General features: G+C 58.7%; 17 protein-coding genes. 7 read left to right on the top strand and 10 right to left on the bottom strand.

Annotated elements, in window-relative coordinates; all coding sequences use genetic code 11:
• Positions 1 to 22 precede the first annotated feature (22 nt).
• Positions 23 to 1,546 carry a 4-alpha-glucanotransferase gene (gene malQ / locus GTO91_RS11830; RefSeq protein WP_235919566.1) on the top strand — a complete coding sequence of 508 codons (1,524 nt, stop codon included), beginning with the start codon at positions 23 to 25 and terminating at the stop codon, positions 1,544 to 1,546.
• 191 nt (positions 1,547 to 1,737) lie between these two features.
• On the opposite strand, the gene GTO91_RS11825 is transcribed toward malQ, so the two are convergent.
• A complete protein-coding gene (locus tag GTO91_RS11825; protein WP_161258929.1) occupies positions 1,738 to 2,799 on the bottom strand; it encodes an S-layer homology domain-containing protein in 1,062 nt (353 codons plus the stop codon).
• A gap of 264 nt (positions 2,800 to 3,063) precedes the next feature.
• On the opposite strand from GTO91_RS11825, the gene GTO91_RS11820 reads away from it, so the two are divergent.
• Positions 3,064 to 3,693 carry a fumarylacetoacetate hydrolase family protein gene (locus GTO91_RS11820; RefSeq protein ID WP_161258928.1) on the top strand — a complete coding sequence of 210 codons (630 nt, stop codon included), beginning with the start codon at positions 3,064 to 3,066 and terminating at the stop codon, positions 3,691 to 3,693.
• A gap of 38 nt (positions 3,694 to 3,731) precedes the next feature.
• On the opposite strand, the gene GTO91_RS11815 is transcribed toward GTO91_RS11820, so the two are convergent.
• From GTO91_RS11815 to GTO91_RS11800, 4 genes are all read right to left on the bottom strand, one after another.
• A complete protein-coding gene (locus GTO91_RS11815; protein ID WP_161258927.1) occupies positions 3,732 to 5,165 on the bottom strand; it encodes a TIGR00341 family protein in 1,434 nt (477 codons plus the stop codon).
• Between the two features lie 268 nt (positions 5,166 to 5,433).
• Entirely contained in the window at positions 5,434 to 7,062 is a 1,629-nt protein-coding gene (locus tag GTO91_RS11810) for a gamma-glutamyltransferase family protein (protein ID WP_161258926.1), read from the bottom strand.
• The gene (locus GTO91_RS11805; protein ID WP_161258925.1) at positions 7,031 to 8,527 is read right to left on the bottom strand and encodes an ABC transporter permease; all 1,497 of its coding nucleotides are present in this window, start codon (positions 8,525 to 8,527) and stop codon (positions 7,031 to 7,033) included. The genes GTO91_RS11810 and GTO91_RS11805 overlap by 32 nt, the downstream gene beginning before the upstream one ends.
• Positions 8,524 to 9,246, bottom strand: coding sequence for an ABC transporter ATP-binding protein (locus tag GTO91_RS11800; protein ID WP_328793792.1), 723 nt, complete (start codon positions 9,244 to 9,246; stop codon positions 8,524 to 8,526). Before GTO91_RS11800 ends, GTO91_RS11805 begins: the two co-directional genes overlap by 4 nt.
• Before the next feature lie 332 nt (positions 9,247 to 9,578).
• On the opposite strand from GTO91_RS11800, the gene larA reads away from it, so the two are divergent.
• From larA to GTO91_RS18175, 5 genes are all read left to right on the top strand, one after another.
• Positions 9,579 to 10,853, top strand: a complete 1,275-nt coding sequence (gene larA / locus GTO91_RS11795; protein WP_161258924.1) for a nickel-dependent lactate racemase — start codon at positions 9,579 to 9,581, stop codon at positions 10,851 to 10,853.
• A gap of 271 nt (positions 10,854 to 11,124) precedes the next feature.
• A complete protein-coding gene (larB, locus tag GTO91_RS11790; protein WP_161258923.1) occupies positions 11,125 to 11,907 on the top strand; it encodes a nickel pincer cofactor biosynthesis protein LarB in 783 nt (260 codons plus the stop codon).
• Positions 11,900 to 13,453, top strand: coding sequence for a nickel pincer cofactor biosynthesis protein LarC (gene larC / locus GTO91_RS11785; RefSeq protein ID WP_161258922.1), 1,554 nt, complete (start codon positions 11,900 to 11,902; stop codon positions 13,451 to 13,453). Before larB ends, larC begins: the two co-directional genes overlap by 8 nt.
• A 62-nt stretch (positions 13,454 to 13,515) precedes the next feature.
• Positions 13,516 to 13,917, top strand: coding sequence for an adenosylmethionine decarboxylase (gene speD, locus GTO91_RS11780; RefSeq protein WP_161258921.1), 402 nt, complete (start codon positions 13,516 to 13,518; stop codon positions 13,915 to 13,917).
• A gap of 273 nt (positions 13,918 to 14,190) precedes the next feature.
• The gene (locus tag GTO91_RS18175) at positions 14,191 to 14,922 is read left to right on the top strand and encodes a YetF domain-containing protein (protein ID WP_207709017.1); all 732 of its coding nucleotides are present in this window, start codon (positions 14,191 to 14,193) and stop codon (positions 14,920 to 14,922) included.
• 28 nt (positions 14,923 to 14,950) lie between these two features.
• On the opposite strand, the gene GTO91_RS11770 is transcribed toward GTO91_RS18175, so the two are convergent.
• The 5 genes from GTO91_RS11770 to GTO91_RS11750 form a co-directional block, all read right to left on the bottom strand.
• Complete coding sequence (locus tag GTO91_RS11770; RefSeq protein ID WP_161258976.1) at positions 14,951 to 15,700, bottom strand: SDR family NAD(P)-dependent oxidoreductase; 750 nt, start codon at positions 15,698 to 15,700, stop codon at positions 14,951 to 14,953.
• Positions 15,701 to 15,948: 248 nt separating this feature from the next.
• On the bottom strand, positions 15,949 to 17,139 hold the full coding sequence (locus GTO91_RS11765) for a pyridoxal phosphate-dependent aminotransferase (protein WP_161258975.1): 1,191 nt from the start codon (positions 17,137 to 17,139) through the stop codon (positions 15,949 to 15,951).
• Positions 17,140 to 17,237: 98 nt separating this feature from the next.
• Complete coding sequence (locus GTO91_RS11760; RefSeq protein ID WP_161258920.1) at positions 17,238 to 17,789, bottom strand: DUF2867 domain-containing protein; 552 nt, start codon at positions 17,787 to 17,789, stop codon at positions 17,238 to 17,240.
• Positions 17,790 to 17,944: 155 nt separating this feature from the next.
• Entirely contained in the window at positions 17,945 to 18,382 is a 438-nt protein-coding gene (locus tag GTO91_RS11755; RefSeq protein WP_161258919.1) for a hypothetical protein, read from the bottom strand.
• A gap of 161 nt (positions 18,383 to 18,543) precedes the next feature.
• The coding region (locus tag GTO91_RS11750) for a cation:proton antiporter (RefSeq protein WP_161258918.1) at positions 18,544 to 19,587 on the bottom strand (1,044 nt) is incomplete at its 5' end.

The raw sequence follows: 19,587 nt of genomic DNA, 5'->3' as shown, positions 1-19,587 counted from the left end.
AACAGAGAGGTGAACTCCCCTGTTGCAGGAACGCGTCAGCGGGGTGCTTCTGCACCCCACCTCGTTGCCTGGTCCACACGGTGTCGGCGATCTTGGCGCCGACGCCTACCGGTTTGTCGACTTTTTATCCCGCGCCCGGCAGCGGTTGTGGCAGGTGCTCCCCCTGGGGCCGACGGGGCGTGGGCACAGTCCCTACTCTTGCCAATCGGCTTTTGCCGGCAATCCGCTCATGATCAGCTTGGAGAAGCTGCGGGAGGATGGGTTGCTCACAGGCACCGAGGTGGAAGAGGTGGACCGCTCGAACCCTTTCCGGGCCAATTTTTCCTGGGCTTACTGGTACAAGGGCTCCCGGCTGCGCCTCGCCTTTGAGCGCTTCCGCGCCTTGCCGGAACGGTCGCCCCTCAAAACGGAGCATGGGCGTTTTTGTCACCAGCACGGTCGCTGGCTGGACCCCTTCGCTCAATTCATGGCCTTAAAGAACCGTTTCGGCGATATCAGTTGGTTGGATTGGGATCCCGAGTTCGCCTGCCCCGACGAATTGGGATGGGCGAGCACGATGCATTCCTTTTCCGATGAAGCCAGCTACCAAAAGTTTGTCCAGTTCATCTTTTTCCGCCAGTGGTACGCCCTCAAGGCCTATGCCAACGAACGGGGCATCGGGATTGTCGGCGATATCCCCATCTACGTCTCCCTGGACAGCGCCGACGCCTGGGGCGAACGGGCCATCTTCGCCCTCGATGAGAAAGGCTTCCCCAAAGAGGTCGGCGGCGTGCCCCCTGACTACTTCAGCGAGACGGGCCAACTGTGGGGGAACCCGGTCTACAACTGGGATTACCTGAAATCAACGGGCTATCAATGGTGGATCGAGCGGTTCCGCCACAATCTCTCCCTGGCTGATATCATCCGCGTCGATCACTTCCGCGGCTTTGAAGCGTACTGGTCCGTTCCCTACGGTGAACCGACGGCAGTCCGCGGCCAATGGCGCAAAGGGCCTGCCGAGGCGCTGTTCTTCGCTGTCGAAAAGGCGCTCGGACCGATCCCGATCATCGCCGAGGACTTAGGCATGATCACGCCGGAGGTTACGGCGCTCCGGGAACGCTTCTGCTTTCCGGGCATGAAGATCATGCACTTTTCCTTCAGCGGTCAAGATGGTTTCAACGGGCTCTTTTACGACCATGATAAAAACTATGTCATCTACCCGGGAAATCACGACAACGATACGACACTCAGCTGGTTTTTGACGCTCCAGCCCTGGGAAAGAGATCAACTGCTTGCCTACTTCCGCTGCGACGGCCGGGACATCGTCTGGGAGATGATCCGCTTTGCCATGGCTTCGAATTACAACACGGCGATTTTCGCCATGCAGGACCTGCTGAACCTCGGCGTCGAGGCGCGGATGAACCTGCCGGGAACGATCAACGACAAGAACTGGACATGGCGCTTCTCCTGGAGCCAGATCGATGAGACGCTGATGGAAAAACTCTCCTGCATGACCGTCCTCTACCGGCGCGGTTCGACGAAGGCAGGGATGAAGATCTCGTTGTAAAAGCTTCCTTGTGAGGGGAGCCTTTCCATTAGGAATTTCGCATCAGCCCATACAGCGAGGAAGCCGGAGCGGTACGGAAAATCAAAAAAGCGGTTGGAACCTCATCGAGGTTCCAACCGCTTCTGTCATTTCTCTGCAGTGCTCGGAGATTTATCATCCGGTGAGCGGCTTGGGAAATGATCTTCCTTCGTTTAAGCGGAAGCGTAAATCTTCCAGGTCGATCCGCCGGGCATCTTCTTCAGGAGCACTGTCGTTGTCGTCTGTTTGGTCTCACGTGTTTCCACTCCATCGGTTACCGTCACCAATTCGTAATCCTCATCCAGTTCAATCACGGCAAACCGGTTCGATTTGGTAATGACGCGGGCCACCGGCGCGCTGCGGTCGATCACATCGATGCTGTCGCCTTCGGCGATCATCTGCGCCATGCCGTCCATGAGCAGGTTGCGCAACTCCTTTTGAAATCCCGTGCTGTGTTTCTCTATGCTCTGGGCGAAAGCATCAAAATCGCGGGACTTCAACGCCGACAAGGCGGCGCGCTCGCTCGTGAGCACGAGGTCGGTCAAGGTCTGGTCTGTGGGTGGCGCGTCCGCTTCGACACGGAGGGCGTTCCAAAGCAGGGCCATCGCTTCGGCGCGCTTGGCCAAGCCTTTCGGCATGAAGCGGTTGTCGCCCACACCGTTGATCAGGCCGGCGCCGCTTGCCTTGTCGATGTAGGGCTTAAAAAAGCCGTCCGTCACGTCGGAAAATGGCTGGGCCTGCTTGTCGAAGGGGATGCCGCCTTCAAAAGCGCGCACCACCAGGGTGGCGATCTCCTCGCGCCGGATCTTGCGATTCGGTTCAAACTTCCCAGTGCCGACGCCGTTGACCAGGCCAAGGGCGCTGGTGATGCGGACGGCGTCGGTGTAATACTGGCCGGCCGGGACATCGGAGAAAGACTCGCCGCCGCCGTTGCTCTGCAAACCGAGAGCGCGGACGAACAGGGTGACGAGTTCTGCCCGGGTGATGTTATCTTCGGGGCGCATCATCGTCGCGCCATCCTTGTCGATAGAGCCGGTCAGCACATCGGCCAACACAAAATCCATCAGGTAATACTCGGCCCAGTGACCGTCGATGTCCTTCACCATGTACCGGGATAGGGGATCCGCCGGTGCGGGCGTGCTGGCCGAGGCGGGGGGAAACAGGGGAAGGGACGGCGACAGGGACAGGGAAAGGGTGAGAAGCATGGTGAGCAAGGGAGTAATCATTTTTTTCATAGTCCCTATATTGTCCTTTCCGGTCATAGACCCATTGGTGTAAGCATAAGCAGAGGGCGCCTGACTCATTATACCGTTGTTCGAGAGGACAGGTCATGGCTCAATTATTGGTATTCACAACATGATTATAGTGAAAAAACATCGGAAAACCGGCTTCATATAAAGCGGCGGGACGCCGAATCCTTTCGTTTGCTGAAGGATGCGCGATGGGGTATGATGCAAGTGGGCACAAAGGCATTGTCGATAAGAAAGGGCTGACTCACGATGGATGTCCGCAATATCTACTGTGTCGGCTGGAACTACCGCCTGCACGCCCAGGAGTTGCAGAACGAAGTGCCCGAGGCGCCCATCCTTTTCACCAAGCCGACCCATGCCCTCGTCGAGATGCAGGGGCAAACGGTGCTGCTGCCGGGGGAGCGGGGATCTGTCCATTATGAGGCCGAACTGGTGTTGCTGATCGATCGCGCCTACGAGCCGGGGATGTCGGTGAACGATCTGGTCCGGCAGATGGCGCTGGGGTTGGACATGACCCTCCGAGACAAGCAAAACGACATCAAGCGCAGGGGGCAGCCCTGGCTGGAGTGCAAGGGCTTTCGGAATGGTGCGCTCATAAGCCGGGCCATCCCCTTTCCCGGCCTGAAGCGACTGGGGGAACGCGATTTTCGGTTGTTGAAAAACGGGGTGGAAGTCCAGCGGGGGAATGCCGCCCAGATGGTCTTTTCCCCGCAGTTGCTGGTTGACTACTGCGGCAACCGCTTTGGGTTGGGAGCGGGGGATATCCTCTACACCGGCACGCCTGTCGGCGTCGGTCCCGTGATGAGCGGCGATCATTTGGCCCTGTTCTGGGGAGATGACTTGTTAGGGGAATGCACGGTTCAACTCGAAGGGGTGTAGCTGTCATCTGGCGCCGAGGACGGCAGAGCAGGTTTGGATCAACCGGCGCTTTTTGCTGCAGCCGGTTCCTCTCCCGGCGTGCCTGGCGCAGCCGCTTCGGGCGCCTTGGGCTTTTCGACGGTGAGGTTGACTTTGCGCTTCAGCCGCTCCTCCATCAGTTCGGCCAACAGCGGTGGCAGATCGCCTGTCCATTCGGCTTGGGGTTGCATGAGCAGGCGAACGTCATAGGCAGCTTTCTCCCGGTCGTAGGAAAAGGAGAAGGTCTGCCAGAGGAAACCGGGGGACACCCTGCTTTTTTCCACCAGGATGTCTTCGATCAATTTTTCCGGGTTGTTCAGCTTTACAGTCTGGGTCGATGCCGACGGGGATAAGGCCGGGGTGTCCGCTCCCTCTGCCGGACTATCCGACGCCCCCCCTGAAGCCGCTTCAGCGGGCACAGCGCCGGAACCCGTTCCGGGAAGCGGGTGTTCGACATCGAACAGGCGGTGGCGGGTGACCTCGGCGACGCGGACCGTCTGCAAATGGACTTCCACAGGCGCTTTTAATGTGTACTCCAGCACGTTTTCCATATCCCGGATTTGTTCTGGCTTGAATGTGCCCGGCGTGCGCACAACGGCGGAGACGGTCACACCGTCCGTGTTTCGCTCCGCTTTGTAGGATACGAGTTCGCTCCTGGGTACAATCTGCAGGTTTTCAGTCAGCGATTCCCGCACGAGCTTGTCCAGATTGTTGTGGTCGATCACCTTTAGCATGATGCTTACCAAGGGAAGAGAGATGAGTACGAAGAGGGCAGCCGACATTAACAGCCGCTGGCGCACAGACAGGTCGAAGGACTCGTCGTTGCCATAATGGGTGGTGAAACCGGCCAGGCGGAAGACGATGAAACTGGCGAGGTTGATGGCGATCAAGTTGGCCAAAAAGAGCAGGAATCCGCCCCAGACGACGCTGTAATCGTAGGAGGCGAAACCGATGCCGACGACGCAGAGGGGCGGCATGAGGGCCGTAGCGATGGCCACGCCAGGCAGGGCCGACGATTCAGGGCGGTAGGCGAGGGTGTAGGCGCCGGCTGCGCCGGAGGCGAAGGCGATGAGCAGGTCAAAGAGGGTCGGCTGGGTGCGGGCGAGGATTTCCGGTGTCAATTCCCGCGTCGGCGAGATGAGGGTGATGAAGGTGGAGAGTACGACGGCCAGGATGACGCCGCTCAGTTCGGCTACGGCGGAACGGCGGAGCATCTGCGTGTCGCCGATCGTCATGGCCAGCGCGCCGGCGACGATGGGGTTCATGAGCGGCGCCAGGAGCATGGCGCCGATGATAACGGCGGCGCTGTTGGTGAGCAAGCCCAGGGTAGCAACGGTTCCAGAGAGGCAGACCATCAGGTAGAAAAAGCCGTCGGCTCGTGCGGCTCGGGTGTTGGCGTCGTAGATCGCCTGCATCTTCTCCTGGGGGAGTTTGTCGATCAATCCGTTGAACAAGGCGGCGCCCCCTTTCGAAAAATAAAAAAAACACCCCTGCCGTTCTGTGGCTGGGGTGTTTGACGAACGACATCATCCTGCGAAAGCACTTTTGGCGCTTACATGCGGAACTCAGCGCCGGATGAAAGATATTTGATTGTAGTTATTTTAACATATTCCGACAGGGGAGGGAACTCCCCCTATCGCGCGCTGCAAGCGCTTATATTGCGCTGCCCGCAAAGTGCGGCGACCAAGGATGCCATCTCGCACCATGGCGTAGCCGGACAAACTACCATACTGCGATCATGCCGTCGGCCCGCGGCTCTGTCCCGCCGGCGAGGACCCCTGACTCGTCGCGCCAGATGATCTGGCCGCGCCCGAAGGAAGCCGGGTCAGCCGATGTCGAGACGTGATGACCCCGCCGGGCCAGCGCCTCCCGGATCGCTTCCGGGACGGCGGGCTCTAACTCGACGCGCTTTCCTTCTGTCCACTGCCAGCGCGGCGCGTCGAGAGCCGCCTGCGGGTTGAGCCCGAAGTCGACTGTGTTCAGCACGACCTGCACGTGGCCTTGGGGCTGCATGAACGCGCCCATGACCCCGAAGGGTCCTACCGCCTGATCGCCCTTGCTGAGAAAGCCGGGGATGATCGTGTGGTAGGGCTTTTTTTCTGGTTCCAGGCAGTTGGGATGGGCAGGGTCGAGGGAAAAGTTGCGTCCCCGGTTGTGCAGCGCGATCCCCGTGCCGGGGACGACGAGACCGGAGCCGAAGCCCATGTAGTTGCTCTGGATGTAGGAGACCATTGTCCCCTCGCCGTCGGCGGCGGCCAGGTAGACAGTGCCGCCGCTGTGGGGCATCCCAGGCGACGGTGTCAGCGCCTTCGGGCCGATCTGCCGCCGCCGCTCCTCGGCGTAAGCATCAGAGAGCAGGTCTTCGACAGAGACGGTCATCCGGCGCGGATCGGCGATGTAGCGTTTTCCGTCGGCAAAAGCCAGCTTGAGCGCCTCGATGGAATGGTGGTAGGCCGCTTCCGACTCTCGTTCGGTGAAGTCAAATCCTTTGAGGATGTTGAGGGCCATCAGGGCGACGATGCCGTGGCCGTTCGGCGGGATCTCCCAGACCTGATAACCCTTGTAGTCGATGCGGATCGGATCGACCCACTCGGGCCGGTAGCGTTCCAGGTCGTCGCCGCGCAAGAAGCCGCCTGTCTGCCGGGAAAAGGCGTCGATCTTTTCGGTCAGGTCGCCCCGGTAGAAGGAGGCGGCGCCGCTCTCGGCGATGGACTGCAGCGTGCGGGCGTGGTCGGGCGAGCGCCAGATCTCGCCGGTGGCGGGAGCCCGTCCCTTCGGCGCGAAGGTATCGAACCAGGGGCGGAAGGCTTCACCCCGCAGGTTTTGGGCGTATTCCCGGAAGGCGGCCTGCCAGTAGCGGCCCACCACCGGCGCTACCGGATGCCCTTCTTCCGCATAGGCGATGGCCGGGGCCAGCGATAACGTGAGAGGCAGCCGGCCGAAGCGGTGGGCCAGCTCCGCCCAGGCGGCCGGAGCGCCGGGCACGTTGACGGGTGTCCAGCCGTAGGCGGGCATCTCACCACAGCCTTCGCGAAGGACAGTGTCGAGGGAGATCCGCTTCGGTGACGGTCCGCTGGCGTTTAAGCCGTAGAGTTTGCCCTGATGCCAGACGAGGGCGAAGGCATCGCCGCCGATGCCGTTTGAGGTGGGTTCCACCACGGTCAGGCAAGCGGCGGCAGCCACAGCGGCGTCGACGGCGTTGCCGCCCTGTTGCAGCGCCTGCAGTCCGCTCTGGGCAGCCAGAGGGTGAGAGGCGGCGACCATGCCCCGGCGGCCGAAGACGGTGAACCGCCGGGAGGGGTAGGGGTGATGGAGAGGGTCAAAGGTCAGTTTCTTGTGCCGGTTGTTCATGATGAATCACTCCAAAGTAAGAGATCATGTTGGCGGTGACGTATCCGGCAAAGGAGCCCAAGGGCAAGGCGGCAGCGGCGCCAAGCCAAGAGAAGCTTTGAAACCCGGCGACGGCGCTGATGAGGAGCAACGACGGAAGACTCAGCAGAAAGAGAGCGCGTTCCGCTGCCAGCCGCTGGTCGGAGACGGTCCAGCGGAAAAGCTGGACGAACTCGGCATGGATCGTCTCTTTCCAGTAGTATCCCGTCCATTGGGTCATCACAACGATCGCGCCGATCCAGAGCGCCCACTTCCACAGTCCCGACGCGATGGTGACGGCGAACAACCCCAGGAGGGTCATCTGGCCGTACTGGGAGAGACGGGAGCGGCTGCGCAGCACCGTCTTCAGGCAGGCCTCAGTCAGGATGTCGACGGCGGCGCGGCGACGAAAGAGCGCGTTGGAACGGCGAAAGGCGATGGGACGCTGTCTGCGCCGGTTGGGTTTGCGAAAGCGAAAGCCGGCGGCGTTCAGGATCAGGGCGGCGTAGCGCAGCCGCTCCTGTCTCTCCCGGGCGACGTCGTGGAAGAAGTGACCTTTCCAGTTGAGGCGCAGCCGGATCAGATAGCCGAGCAGGACGGTCAGGGCGATCACGGTCGTGGCTGCGATGACGTCGATGTGGCCGCCTTCCACAGTCCCCGCGATAGCGGAAGGGTCCGCCTGATTGCGGGCGAGGTGTGAGGGAGGCGCCGGATACACTCCGTCGAGGGGCGCCTGATCCTGGGGAGCACGATCCTGGGGCGACGGAATCGACAAATCTTGAAGCGTCGGCGGAACGCCGGGACCGTTCGGTTTTTCCAGAATCGAGGAACTGCCCCAACCGGCGAAGACGGTGGGCGCGAGCGGAGGACCGGCTAGCGCGACCAGTTCCGTTCGGAAGAGCAGACCAGCCAGCGAAAAGAGAAGGAAAAAGAGCAAGGTCCCTTTCCAGTCGGCATAGCGCAACGTGAGCAGTTGCCGGCTCAGCGCCATCACGGCGCGAAAGAGGAAGGTGACACCGATCAAAAGCGCGATTTGGCTGACGGCCAGCCCGTAGCCGGTTGTGAGAAAGGGCGCCAGCAGCAAAAAGAGCAGGACCGTCAGCAGAAGCTCTTTGCCGAGCGAATAGAAGATACCAAGCGCCACGATGCGCCTGTGCCAGGATCGTTGACGAAGCAGGAAAAGGTGGTCTGCCTCCTCCACAAAGATGCGCATGCGGCCAGTGAAGATGAACAGGAGGAGCAGGCTCTGGGGAATCACCGCAGGGAGGCCGGCGAGCCAAAGGGGCGGCGCGAGCCACCAGGAACGGTAGGCGTCGGCGAAAAGGAGCAGGGCGGGGATGATGAGATAGAGGGCGATGGTCCAGTCGACGACCGTTTTCCAGAGGTCGTACTGAAAACGCCATTCCGATCGCAGGCGGCGGAGAAAGAGACTGTCGGCTGTGATCATGGTTCATTCTCCAACAACGCATGGAAACAGTCGAAGAGGGAACCGCCCCCAAGACGGCTCTGCTCGCGCAGTTGCGCCAACGTACCGCAGGCGACGACGCATCCGTCGTCGATGAGGGTGAAGGTGTCACAGATTTTTTCTGCCGTGTCGAGGACATGGGTGGACATGAGCACGCCGGCGCCCCGGCGGCGCGCCTCCTGAAGTTGGTTCAGGAGATCCAGCGTGGCCCGGGGGTCCAAGCCGACGAAAGGTTCGTCGACGATAAGCACCTCCGGTTCGAGCAGGAAGGCCAGGGCCAGCATCATCTTCTGCTGCATGCCCTTGGAGAAGCTTTCCGGCAGGTGGTCGCGCACATGGTCCATGCGAAAGCGGTGCAGCAGCGAAACGGCACGCTCCCGGAAGGCATCCTGCGGGAGGCCGTGGGCCGCCGCCGCCAATTCCAGGTGCTCCCACAAGGTGAGTTCTTCATAATAAATGGGTTGTTCCGGCACGTAGGCCAGACGCCTTCCCTTTCCGCCGATGCGGACCGCGCCGTCCAACTCGGGCAGAAGGCCCAGGATGGCTTTGATCGTGGTGCTTTTACCGGCGCCGTTGGCGCCGATGAGCCCCATCATCTCTCCTGGTCGAAGGGAAAAGCGGATGTTCCGGATCGCCTCTTTTTTTTCGCCGTATCCGGCCCGGCGGATATCCACTTGCAACAGCGCGTCAGACTGTTCCACAGCAGGAACCTCGATTCTTTCATTTCGATTCTCTTGTATAGAATCTCTAATCCAGGTGTCTATCCAGAGTACTAAGCCAGAAGCGCGAACCAGATTCGGGATGCTATCGCACCGTTTCTCTATTTCCGATGTTGCTCGTCGAACTTGAAGAACCACGTGTTTCCTTCTGATATACCTTTTAATTCCGCTTTTTACATTATATTCTAACACGTTTTCACCACTCCTTTGCGCTCTTGTAGCAATTTCTTGTGCCTTCACTGCTTTTCGCTTCTTCCGAAAGACCCTTTCTTTCGTTATAATAACTTTGTCACCACTATCACGAAAAGGGGTCGATGTTTTTGATTAAGCTGCCCTATCATAAGACCTACCTGGATCTTCCCTTGGAACCGGGCCCCAAGGTCCGCCTGCTGACCCCGGAGAACCACGAATACACCCCGGATGGAACCCAGGAAGAGATCGTCCGCCGTGCGCTGGCCAATCCCATCGCCTCGCCGCCCTTGTCGGAACTTGTCAAGGGCAAGAAGAATATCGTCATCATCTCGAGCGATCATACCCGCCCTGTGCCGAGCCATATCAATATCCCGCTCATGCTCGAAGAGATCAAAAAGGGCAACCCTGACGCCGATGTGACCATCCTGGTCGCCACCGGCATGCACCGCCCGACCACCGACGAGGAACTGCTGGCCAAGTTCGGCCAAAAGGTCGTCGACGAGGTCAAGATCGTCAATCACCTCTCCGAAAAAGACGAGGACATGGCCTTCTTGGGTATTCTGCCTTCCGGCGGCGAGTTGTGGGTGAACAAGCTGGCCGTCGAGGCCGACCTGCTCCTGGCTGACGGCTTCATTGAGCCCCACTTCTTCGCCGGCTTCTCCGGCGGCCGCAAGAGCGTCCTCCCCGGTGTCGCCTCCCGCAAGACCGTCATGTACAACCACAACTCCACCTTTATCTCCAGCCCCTATGCCCGCACGGGGAACCTGGAAAACAACCCGATCCACCGCGATATGCTCTTCGCCGCGGAAAAGGCCAAGTTGGCCTTTGTCCTCAACGTAGTGATCAACGCCAAAAAAGAGATCATCTACGCAGTGGCAGGCCACACCGTCGAGGCCCACCTCAAAGGCTGTGCCTTTGTCCGTGAACTGGTGGCCGCCAAGCCGATCCCCGGCGATATCGTCATCTCCACGAACGGTGGCTATCCCCTCGACCAGAACCTGTACCAAGCTGTCAAAGGCATGACGGCGGCAGAGGCGACGGCCAAGCCGGGCGCCGTCATCATCATGGTCGCCGGCTGCTCCGACGGGCTCGGCGGCGAGGACTTCTATCACCAGTTGGCCGACTTCCCCTCTCCCCAGGCCGCCATGGACACCTTCCTGTCGACGGCCAAGGAAGACACGCCGGCTGACCAGTGGGAATCGCAGATCCTCTGCCGCATGCTGATCAAGTACAAGGTGATCATGGTCAGCGACCCAAAACTGGCAGGCCGTTTCCGCGACATGCACCTCGACTACGCCGAAACGCTCGAAGAAGCCCTGACCATGGCCAAAGCCATCAAGGGCGATGATGCAGAGATCACCGTCATCCCCGACGGCGTCGGCGTCATCGTCGGATAGCACGGGCAGGCTGCCGAAAGGCTGGCTGGTCAGTTAGAAAAAAAGCTTTGGAACAAGCGCTTGAGATGAAAATGCTTCAGACAATAACGTCCAATAACGTTGCGCCCTCTCTGCAAAGGGAGGGCGCTTCTCTTCAGAAGCTTCTTTTTTATGCGTAAGCGGACAAACATAAAGCGTAAGTGGACAAATCGCCGAATAATTGCCAGCAGACTACATACTGCTACATCTGTGGTATGATAAGGATTGAACTTGTCGGGAGGAGTCGGTTTCCATGGATCATTCGAGGCTGACCCATCTGTTGCGGGCGGTCCAGGACGGGCAGATGCCTGTGGAAGAGGCCGTCGATCGGCTGAAAGGTTGGCCCTATGAGGATATCGGTTTTGCCAAGGTCGATCACTACCGGGCCATCAACCAGGGTTTTCCTGAAGTCATCTTCGGCCTCGGCAAACGGCCGGAACAGACGGCGGCCATCTTCGAGCGATTGGCCCAGACGGGTCTGCCGGTGCTGGCGACGCGCTGCACGGCGGAAGCCTTTGCCGCTGTGCAGGCCAAGGTTCCCGAAGCGGTCTTTCACGAACTGGCTCAGGCCATCACCCTGCGTGTGCCGGAAGAAAACGACCGACCCATCGGGACCATTGCTGTCGTCACGGCGGGAACGGCCGACCTGCCGGTTGCCGAGGAGGCGGTTGTCAGCGCTCTCGCCATGGGATGCCGGGTGAAGCGGATCTTTGACGTCGGTGTGGCCGGGTTGCACCGGCTGTTATCAAAGCGGAATGAACTGAACGAGGCGCAGGTGATCGTCGTCATCGCCGGCATGGAAGGCGCTCTGGCCTCCGTCGTCGCCGGCATGGTGGACATCCCTGTCGTGGCCGTGCCGACGAGCATCGGCTATGGCGCCAATTTCGGCGGTCTCTCGGCGTTGCTGGGCATGCTGAACTCCTGCGCCCTCGGCGTCGGTGTCGTCAATATCGACAATGGATTCGGCGCGGCGGCCCTGGCGGCGACGATCGTCCGCAGCGGAAGTCGTGAAGCAGGGAGGTTCCACGATGTGTAATAGCGACGAGCAAACCGGCCATGGTCATGGGGAAAGAGGCAAACATTCGCACGGCTGCCGGAATGATGCGCCTACGAATGGTCATAACATCCTCGTCGTCGATCCCGTCTCCGGCGCGGCCGGCGACATGTGGCTGGGCGCCCTGGTCGACCTGGGGGTTCCCTGGGAAGAACTGACGGAAGCCTTGCGAGGGCTCGGCGTCGACGGTTATGAGTTGCGCCGTGAGTCTGTCATCTCCAAGGGCATCCGGGCCACGAAGGTGAACGTCCTTCTCGATGACCGGCCCCAGCCCCACCGCCACCTGCATCATGTGGCGCAGATCATCGAAAGTTCCGCCATGGCGTCCCCGGTGAAGGAGATGGCCATCCGGGTTTTTACGCGTCTGGCTGAATCGGAAGCGAAGGTGCACGGCTGCTCCGTCGAAAAGGTTCACTTTCATGAAGTGGGCGCTGTCGACGCCATCGTCGACATTGTCGGGACCTGCTGGGCGCTGGAATACCTGAAGGTGGAGGAGATCCTCGTCCTGCCCCTGCCGCTCGGATCCGGCACGGTCCGTTGCGCCCACGGGGTGATGCCGGTGCCTGCGCCGGCTACGGCCGACCTCGTCCGTGACTTCCCCGTCTACCTCGGCGGCGGGGAGGGCGAACTGGTCACGCCGACCGGCGCCGCCCTCTGTACAACCTTGGGCCGTCCCCATGACAGCCATTCCCAAGGGATGCCCTTGCGGATCGAGCGGATCGGTCACGGGGCAGGCTCTCGGCCGGCGAAGGATCGGCCCAATGTGCTGCGGTTGCTGCTCGGTCGCCGTGAAGAGGCAGGGAAAAGTTGGCTCGTCTGTTCCGGCGGCATGACCCATGCCCACGGGCATCACCATGGGCATGGTCACAAACACGCCAGCGGTCATGGTCATGGAAATGGGCACGGGATTAAACAAGAAAATGAGCACCGACATGAGCATGGACATGAGAACGGACATGAGCAAAGAGATGACCACGGGCATGACCACGGGCATGGACAGAAAGGGGATTGCCTGGGGGAGTTGCAAAGGGGCGGGAGTGAACATGGCGCCGGCGGCGTGCCGGCGCTCCTGTGGGAGGATGTGCAGGTCATCGAGACGACCGTTGACGACATGAATCCCCAGTGGCTCTCGCCCCTGACAGCCCGGCTCTTTGATGCCGGCGCGCTGGATGTGCAAGCGGTTTCGGTGATGATGAAGAAAGGCCGCCTCGGCTGCCACCTGACGGTGCTTTGTCCGCCCGAGCGCGGGACGGTCGTGCTGGAGCAACTCTTTGCCGAGTCGACGACGCTCGGTGTTCGCTCCCGCCTGGAGCGGCGGGCTTGCTTGGAACGGGACTGGGTGACGGTGACCACTGAAGGCGGTCCGGTACGGTTGAAGCGGGGCATCCTGGCCGGTCGCGTCGTCAACATTCATCCCGAATTTGATGATTGCCAGGCGGCGGCTCGCCGGGGGAATCTGCCTATCAAAGAGATTCACCGGCAGGCTTTAGCGGCTTACGAAGAGATACGGCCGGAAAAAGCCGAGTAAGTTCAAAAAATAATTGCAGGCTCCTTGAGGAATAATGCTATCTGAAAGGAGACCTGCCGTGGATGAATGTGTTGGGCAATCCCCTCGGTGTGCAGTTGCTGGCCGAGGTATGGGAATGTAATTCCGATAAACTCAACGATGTGAAGACGGTGGAAGAGGTCATGGTTCGCGCCGCTGAGAAATCGGGGGCCGATATCCGGGAAGTGGTCTTTCATCGCTTTGAACCGCAAGGTGTCAGCGGTGTTGTCGTCATCTCCGAATCCCACCTGACGATCCACACTTGGCCGGAACTCGGATATGCCGCCGTTGACATTTTCACCTGTGGAGAACGGGTGAATCCTTGGGATGCGCTGGAGTCCATCGCCCAGGAACTCGATGCGGAAGAGGCTCATGCGATGGAGATCAGCCGGGGAATGAAAAACTTGAGCCGGTTGAAGAAAAAAATGGACAGGTCAAAAGAATAACCCTGGAAAAGAACTGGGGTTCAATCATAGCGATTCGCTGTTTATCAGGAAGCCGGAGCATTTTGCCCGGCTTTTTTTATGATGAAAAGGCCTTTTCATCATAACCTGTGGCCTGAAGAGGCATGGTTGTTTTGTTTTTGATCAAGAGGATTCTGCGCGTAGGTTGCCTGTGGGATTCCCAGTCGACTTTGAGGGGAGAATGAAAGGAGCGACCCATTGGGATAAAGCACATACTTGGATCAAGGACAAGCGTGAAAAGGTGGTTCTCATCGCGTGCAAAACGGCTGGGTTGAATTGTTCCGGGTGACAACGCAGACGCTGGCAGCCTATATACTGCTGACCATTCTGACCCGCATCATTGGAAAAAAACTATTGTCTCAAATGACCTATTTTGATTTTGTCATCGCTATCGTCATGGGGACGATTGCCGGCGCCTATGTCGTCACTGAGGTAAAGGGCGCATGGGTGCTCTTGAGTCCTGTGGTTCTGACAATCGCCACGGTGGCCACTAGCATGGTCCATTTGAAAAGTCTGGCCGCCCGCAAAATACTGGAAGGGGAGCCCGTCATCGTCGTTCAAAACGGCAAGGTGATGGAAGAAAACATGAAGCGGCTCCGCTACAGCCTGGATAAGTTGGAGATGCAACTACGCAATAAGGGGGCTTTCAACATCACCGATGTGGAGTTTGCCTTGTTGGAGCCCAACGGAAAACTGAGCGTTCTGAAGAAGTCGCAGCACCTGCCGGTAACGATGAGCGACCTGGGCAAACCGACGGCATATAAGGGCTTGGCGACGGAGATCATCAAGGACGGCGATGTGTTGGAGCAGAATCTGCTCCAACACAACCTCAGTTTCAAGTGGCTCTACGGCGAACTGAAAAAGCGGGGCGTGGAAGATCTGTCGGAGGTGTTTTACGCCGCCCTGCAGAGCGACGGGACCCTCTATGTGGATGTCCGGCGCGATGGGGTGGACGGGGTCCACGAGGTGGAAGACAAATTAGAGTAGCTTAAAAAGATAGCCGTTGCCTACTGCTTTACGGTTCGTAGATCATCTTGCGCGTCATGCCCCCGTCGAGGACCAGGTTGGCGCCGGTGATGAAGTCGTTGCCCTCCGTGGTAAGGAAGAGGCAGGCCCGCGCCACATCGTCCGGTTTGCCCACCCTCCCGGCGGGGTGCTGGCTGTGATCGACGGGGCGCAACTGTTCATAGTCGCCCGTCTCGATCCAACCGGGGCTGATGGCGTTCACCCGGATGTTGTCGGGACCGAGCGAGACCGCCAGGGCGTGGGTCAAGGCGATGATACCGCCCTTGGATGCGGCGTAGGCCTCCGTGTCCGGTTCGGACATGAGCGCCCGCGTGGAGGCGATGTTGACGATGGCGCCGCCGCCTATTGTCCTCATGATCCGGGCCGCCGCGCGGGAACAGAGGAAGACGCTGCGCAGGTTCGTGTCGATGATGTCGTCCCACTCTTCCACGGTCAGTTCATAGGGGGATTTCCAGCGGGAGACGCCAGCGTTGTTGATCAGGATGTCGACCCTGCCGAAACGTTTTTCCGTCTCCGCCATGAGCGCATCGATGTCGTCAGGTCGGCGGACATCGACGGGGATGAACAGGGCTTTGCCGCCTTTGTCATTGATGATGGCTTCTGTTTCTCTACCGGATTCGGCGTTTCGTTCGGCGATGATGACCGTAGCGCCCGCTTGTGCGTAAGCCAGGGCGACACTGCGGCCGATGCCGTTGCCGGCGCCGGTGATAATGGTGACTTTGTCAGTGAATGTGTGCAGGGCATCCACGAGCTAAGGCTCCTTTCCTACTGAAATCATCTGTTCGTCAAGAGATGGAACGTTTCTCAGGAAGAGAAGGGGGACTTTAGAAGGGACTTGATGGGGGAAGGGGATTGAAGGGGGGAGGGTTTTATGAAAGAAAGGATGACAGAAATGTCACCCTTTCTCTTCAAAGATTATAGCCTGTTTTTCTTGGATTAACTTGATTGTCAGTTTTATTGAGGGGGCAATCTATTGCTTCTCTTAGTCTAACCCGACAGTCCTAATTCCTTCGCCAGCGCCCGGAAGGCCTCCAGCGAGTTCTCGATGATCCGCTTCTCTACGCAGTAGGCGATGCGGAAGTAGCCGGGTTTGCCGAACCCGCTGCCAGGGACGAGGAGGATGTTGTACTTCTGGGCGCGCCGGACGAACTCGACGTCATCAGCCAGGGGGGACTTGGGGAAGAGGTAGAAGGCCCCCTGAGGCTTGACCATCTCGTAGCCCATCGCGGTCAGGTTGTCGTAGAAGAGATCCCGTTTTTCTCGGTACTCGTCGATGTTCACCGATTCGTTCTGCAGCTTGGCCACCAGGCGCTGCATCAAGGCCGGCGCATTGACGAAGCCCAGGATGCGGTTGGCCAGCACCAAGCCGTCGAAGAGCAGGGTCGCTTCCTCGATCTCGGGGCTGATGGCGATATAACCGATGCGTTCACCCGGCAGGGCCAGGTCTTTGCTGTGGGAGGTTACAACGATGCTGTTGCGGATGTGGGCGAAGACGGGAGGAACGGTCACCCCGTCGTAGACGATTTTCGCATAGGGCTCATCAGAGACGACGAACAGGGTTCGTCCGAACTCGGCGCCCTTGGCTTCCAGGAGGCGATTCAATGCGTCGAGGCTCTCGGCGGGGTAGACGACGCCGGTGGGGTTGTTGGGGGAGTTGATGATGATGGCCCGCGTTTTCGCCGTCACCGCTGCGGCGATGGCGTCCAGGTCCAATTGAAAGTCTTCTTTTGACTGGACGATGACCGCCTTGCCGCCTTGGTTGGCGAGGTAGCCTTTATATTCGACAAAGAAGGGAGCGGAGATGATCACCTCGTCGCCGGGGTCGAGGATCGTCTTGAAGACGACGTTCAGACCGCCGCCGGCGCCGACGGTCATCACCACATGATCGGCTGTCAAGGCCTTGCCGCTGGCTGTGCTGAGGGCTTCGGCCACAGCCTGACGGGTTTCGGGGTAGCCGGCGTTGCTCATGTAGCGGTGCATGCCGGGAACAGGGTGGTTGGCCAATTCTATGAGGGCTTCACGGAAAGCGGCCGGCGGTTCGTTGTTCGGGTTGCCGATGGTGAAGTCATAGACCTTGTCTTCGCCGTAAATCGGTTTCAGGCGCTCGCCCTCTTCGAACATCTTGCGGATCCAGGAGGACTGGCTGATCTGCGCGCGGATATGTTGTGCGACTGGGATAAGAATCGCTCCCTTCAGTGCGGAATGGTTTATCCCTATGATAGCCTCTTCTGAGGCGGGTGACAACTTTTTGATGGTCTTGTCTGAATGAGATGGCATTACCCCTCGTCGGTGTTCGCCATTTCCCAGTTGAGGGCCGCCTTTTTCATGATCGCTGGAACGAGGAGCCGGTGGAAGGGTTTCACGGGCACAAAGTAGGCTCTTCCCAGGAGATTGTGAAACTTCACGACGGTCGCCACATCGACAGAGCGGTTTGCGCCTTCTTCGACCAGCCGAACAGAGACGCGAAAGTCCAGGTGGCGATCATCCAACCCTAACAGCAGTTCCGTGTCGGTGCGAGCGATGATGGGAAAGAGCAGGCGACGTTGACCCGGTTGGAGCGAGTCGCCCTGTTTGGCAGCGCCGGGGCCGGGCGTCACCCTTTTGATGCCGAACAGTCCGACGACGCTATCGCGGACCTTCGTCAACCCACTCGCCCAGGAAGGGTTTGAAGCCGGTGAAAAAATCAAACCGGTCAAGTCGTCAACGCCGCCGGTGAAGTTCTTCGGAACCTGCATGCGGTAACAGTCGCCGTAATGGATCGGCTGGAGGGAAGCGGCGACCAGAGCATCTTGCGGGATCGGGACTTCTGCCACACTGACTGCGCACATGAGGGGTTGCCTCCTTCCAAAGCATGGCATTACCATAACATACCTTCGGCGACAAAACAAAAGAAGCCTGCTATCGAGGCTTCTTTGTCATCGAACATACATCAGTAATCGAACATACATCCTCTGTTTCGAGTCCGGGCCATTACCGAAGGAGACTATGGAATCATCACCTTGTGGGCGACAAACCCGGCGATCAACAGCGCTGTGGCCATGCGGTGCACCCCGGAAGCGGGGTTGCGTGTGCCAGTGAAGATCAGCAAGCCGATGCCGACGGTCGCCAGCATACCTGTGGCGTTGATCAAGGGTTTTTCCATGCCCATCTGGGTGAGCGCGTAGATAGCGTGACCGAGGGTTGCGGCGCCGATGAGCAGGCCCAACCCGCGGTGCAGCGTAAAGAGGCCTTTGTTTTTCATAAAGCGTGCGGCGAAGGCCGCCAGCAAGACGAAGGCGATGAGTGGAACGAGAATCTTACCGGTCATGTCGACTTGTTGGGCGATGGGGTCTTTCGCGGCCTCGGCGGCCCAAGCGGCAGCGGGGCTCATCACCAGGAGCGTAGAAGCGGCCATTGCCCGCTTCATCCAGGAAACAAACATGGGACAACCTCCTCTTGGAAAATCGTGTAAAGGCAACACCCTTATAATAAAACACCATAAACGTCATTTGGTCAAGATTTTGTCAAGATTTTGTGTAAAGTTTGTGCCACCACTTATAGCAGGACGGTGCCTGTAACGATTCACCCAAGGAAAGAGCTGGCTTATCCATTAAATGTAACAATAGGCGGCTGCTCGGTATGCAGCATTACGCGTTTTAAGATAGGACCTGTGATCAGCGATGTCGCAAGCGCCATGACGACGAGGGATACATACACTGCTTCCGTAATGAGACCATGCTCCAGCGCTAAGCTAGCCAGGACGATCTCCATGGCCCCACGAGCGTTCATGCCGATACCGATGCAGAGTGCTTCTTGGGGTTTCATCCCCCCGAGCAAAGCGCCGAGTCCTGCGCCCAGAATTTTTCCGCAGCAAGCGAGAACTGTAATCGTGATGACGAAAAAGGGAATAAAGTTACTGAAAAAGTTTGCTTTTAGTCCGATCGAAACAAAATAGAGCGGTGCGAAAATATTCAACGCGAGATGGTGCAGCAAGGCGCCGGAGTTCTGGTGTTTGCCTTCGAAAAAGGGCGCCCAAACAATACCCAACAGAAAAACGGCAAAAAAGGCATGCATGCCTACGATTTCCGCCATGTTCGATAATAAGATGACGGCCAAGAGGCACATGGCGATTTCCATTTTTGGCGTGACCGCAAATGTTTCATTGTTAAATAAAAAGTTTCCAAGAAGTGGTCCGAGATAAAAAATGACGGCTGCAAACATCATCACCATACCGAGCGATGTGAGCGACGAGATCAACGTGCCCGTTGATTGAACGAAATCAATGACGAGTGTAAAGATGATCCATCCCAGTAAGTCGTTGATCATGGCCGAAAGCATGATCGTCAAGCCGATATTTGATTTGAGCAGATGAAGATCCTTGAGAATTCGCAGGATGACGGGGAGGGCAGAGATAGAGAGCGCCGTGCCTAACACGAGCGCGAAAATCCATGGACGGCTTTGGTTTGCTCCCTGTGAAAATTCCGGCGCGAGCAACGCCAGCGACACACCCAGACCGAACGGAATGACAATGCCCATCACGCTTGTGAGTACAACGCTGTGTCGGTTGTTGTGAAGAAACCGGAGGTTGATTTCCGTGCCGGAAACAAACATAAAAACTAACATGCCAAAATGGATCAAGTGTTGTAA

The sequence above is a fragment of the Heliomicrobium undosum genome (assembly GCF_009877425.1).
GTDB lineage: Bacteria > Bacillota > Desulfitobacteriia > Heliobacteriales > Heliobacteriaceae > Heliomicrobium > Heliomicrobium undosum.
The sequence above is the reverse complement of the archived record's forward strand: the minus strand, read 5'-3'. Positions and strand labels throughout refer to the sequence as shown.

What these genes read in the sequence shown, in the direction of transcription:
- GTO91_RS11825 (WP_161258929.1), bottom strand. Translation starts at nt 2,799, where the DNA reads ATGAAAAAAATGATTACTCCCTTGCTCACCATGCTTCTCACCCTTTCC.
- GTO91_RS11820 (WP_161258928.1), top strand. Translation starts at nt 3,064, where the DNA reads ATGGATGTCCGCAATATCTACTGTGTCGGCTGGAACTACCGCCTGCAC.
- GTO91_RS11810 (WP_161258926.1), bottom strand. Translation starts at nt 7,062, where the DNA reads ATGAACAACCGGCACAAGAAACTGACCTTTGACCCTCTCCATCACCCC.
- GTO91_RS11805 (WP_161258925.1), bottom strand. Translation starts at nt 8,527, where the DNA reads ATGATCACAGCCGACAGTCTCTTTCTCCGCCGCCTGCGATCGGAATGG.
- larA (WP_161258924.1), top strand. Translation starts at nt 9,579, where the DNA reads ATGTTTTTGATTAAGCTGCCCTATCATAAGACCTACCTGGATCTTCCC.
- larB (WP_161258923.1), top strand. Translation starts at nt 11,125, where the DNA reads ATGGATCATTCGAGGCTGACCCATCTGTTGCGGGCGGTCCAGGACGGG.
- larC (WP_161258922.1), top strand. Translation starts at nt 11,900, where the DNA reads ATGTGTAATAGCGACGAGCAAACCGGCCATGGTCATGGGGAAAGAGGC.
- speD (WP_161258921.1), top strand. Translation starts at nt 13,516, where the DNA reads ATGAATGTGTTGGGCAATCCCCTCGGTGTGCAGTTGCTGGCCGAGGTA.
- GTO91_RS11760 (WP_161258920.1), bottom strand. Translation starts at nt 17,789, where the DNA reads ATGTGCGCAGTCAGTGTGGCAGAAGTCCCGATCCCGCAAGATGCTCTG.
- GTO91_RS11755 (WP_161258919.1), bottom strand. Translation starts at nt 18,382, where the DNA reads ATGTTTGTTTCCTGGATGAAGCGGGCAATGGCCGCTTCTACGCTCCTG.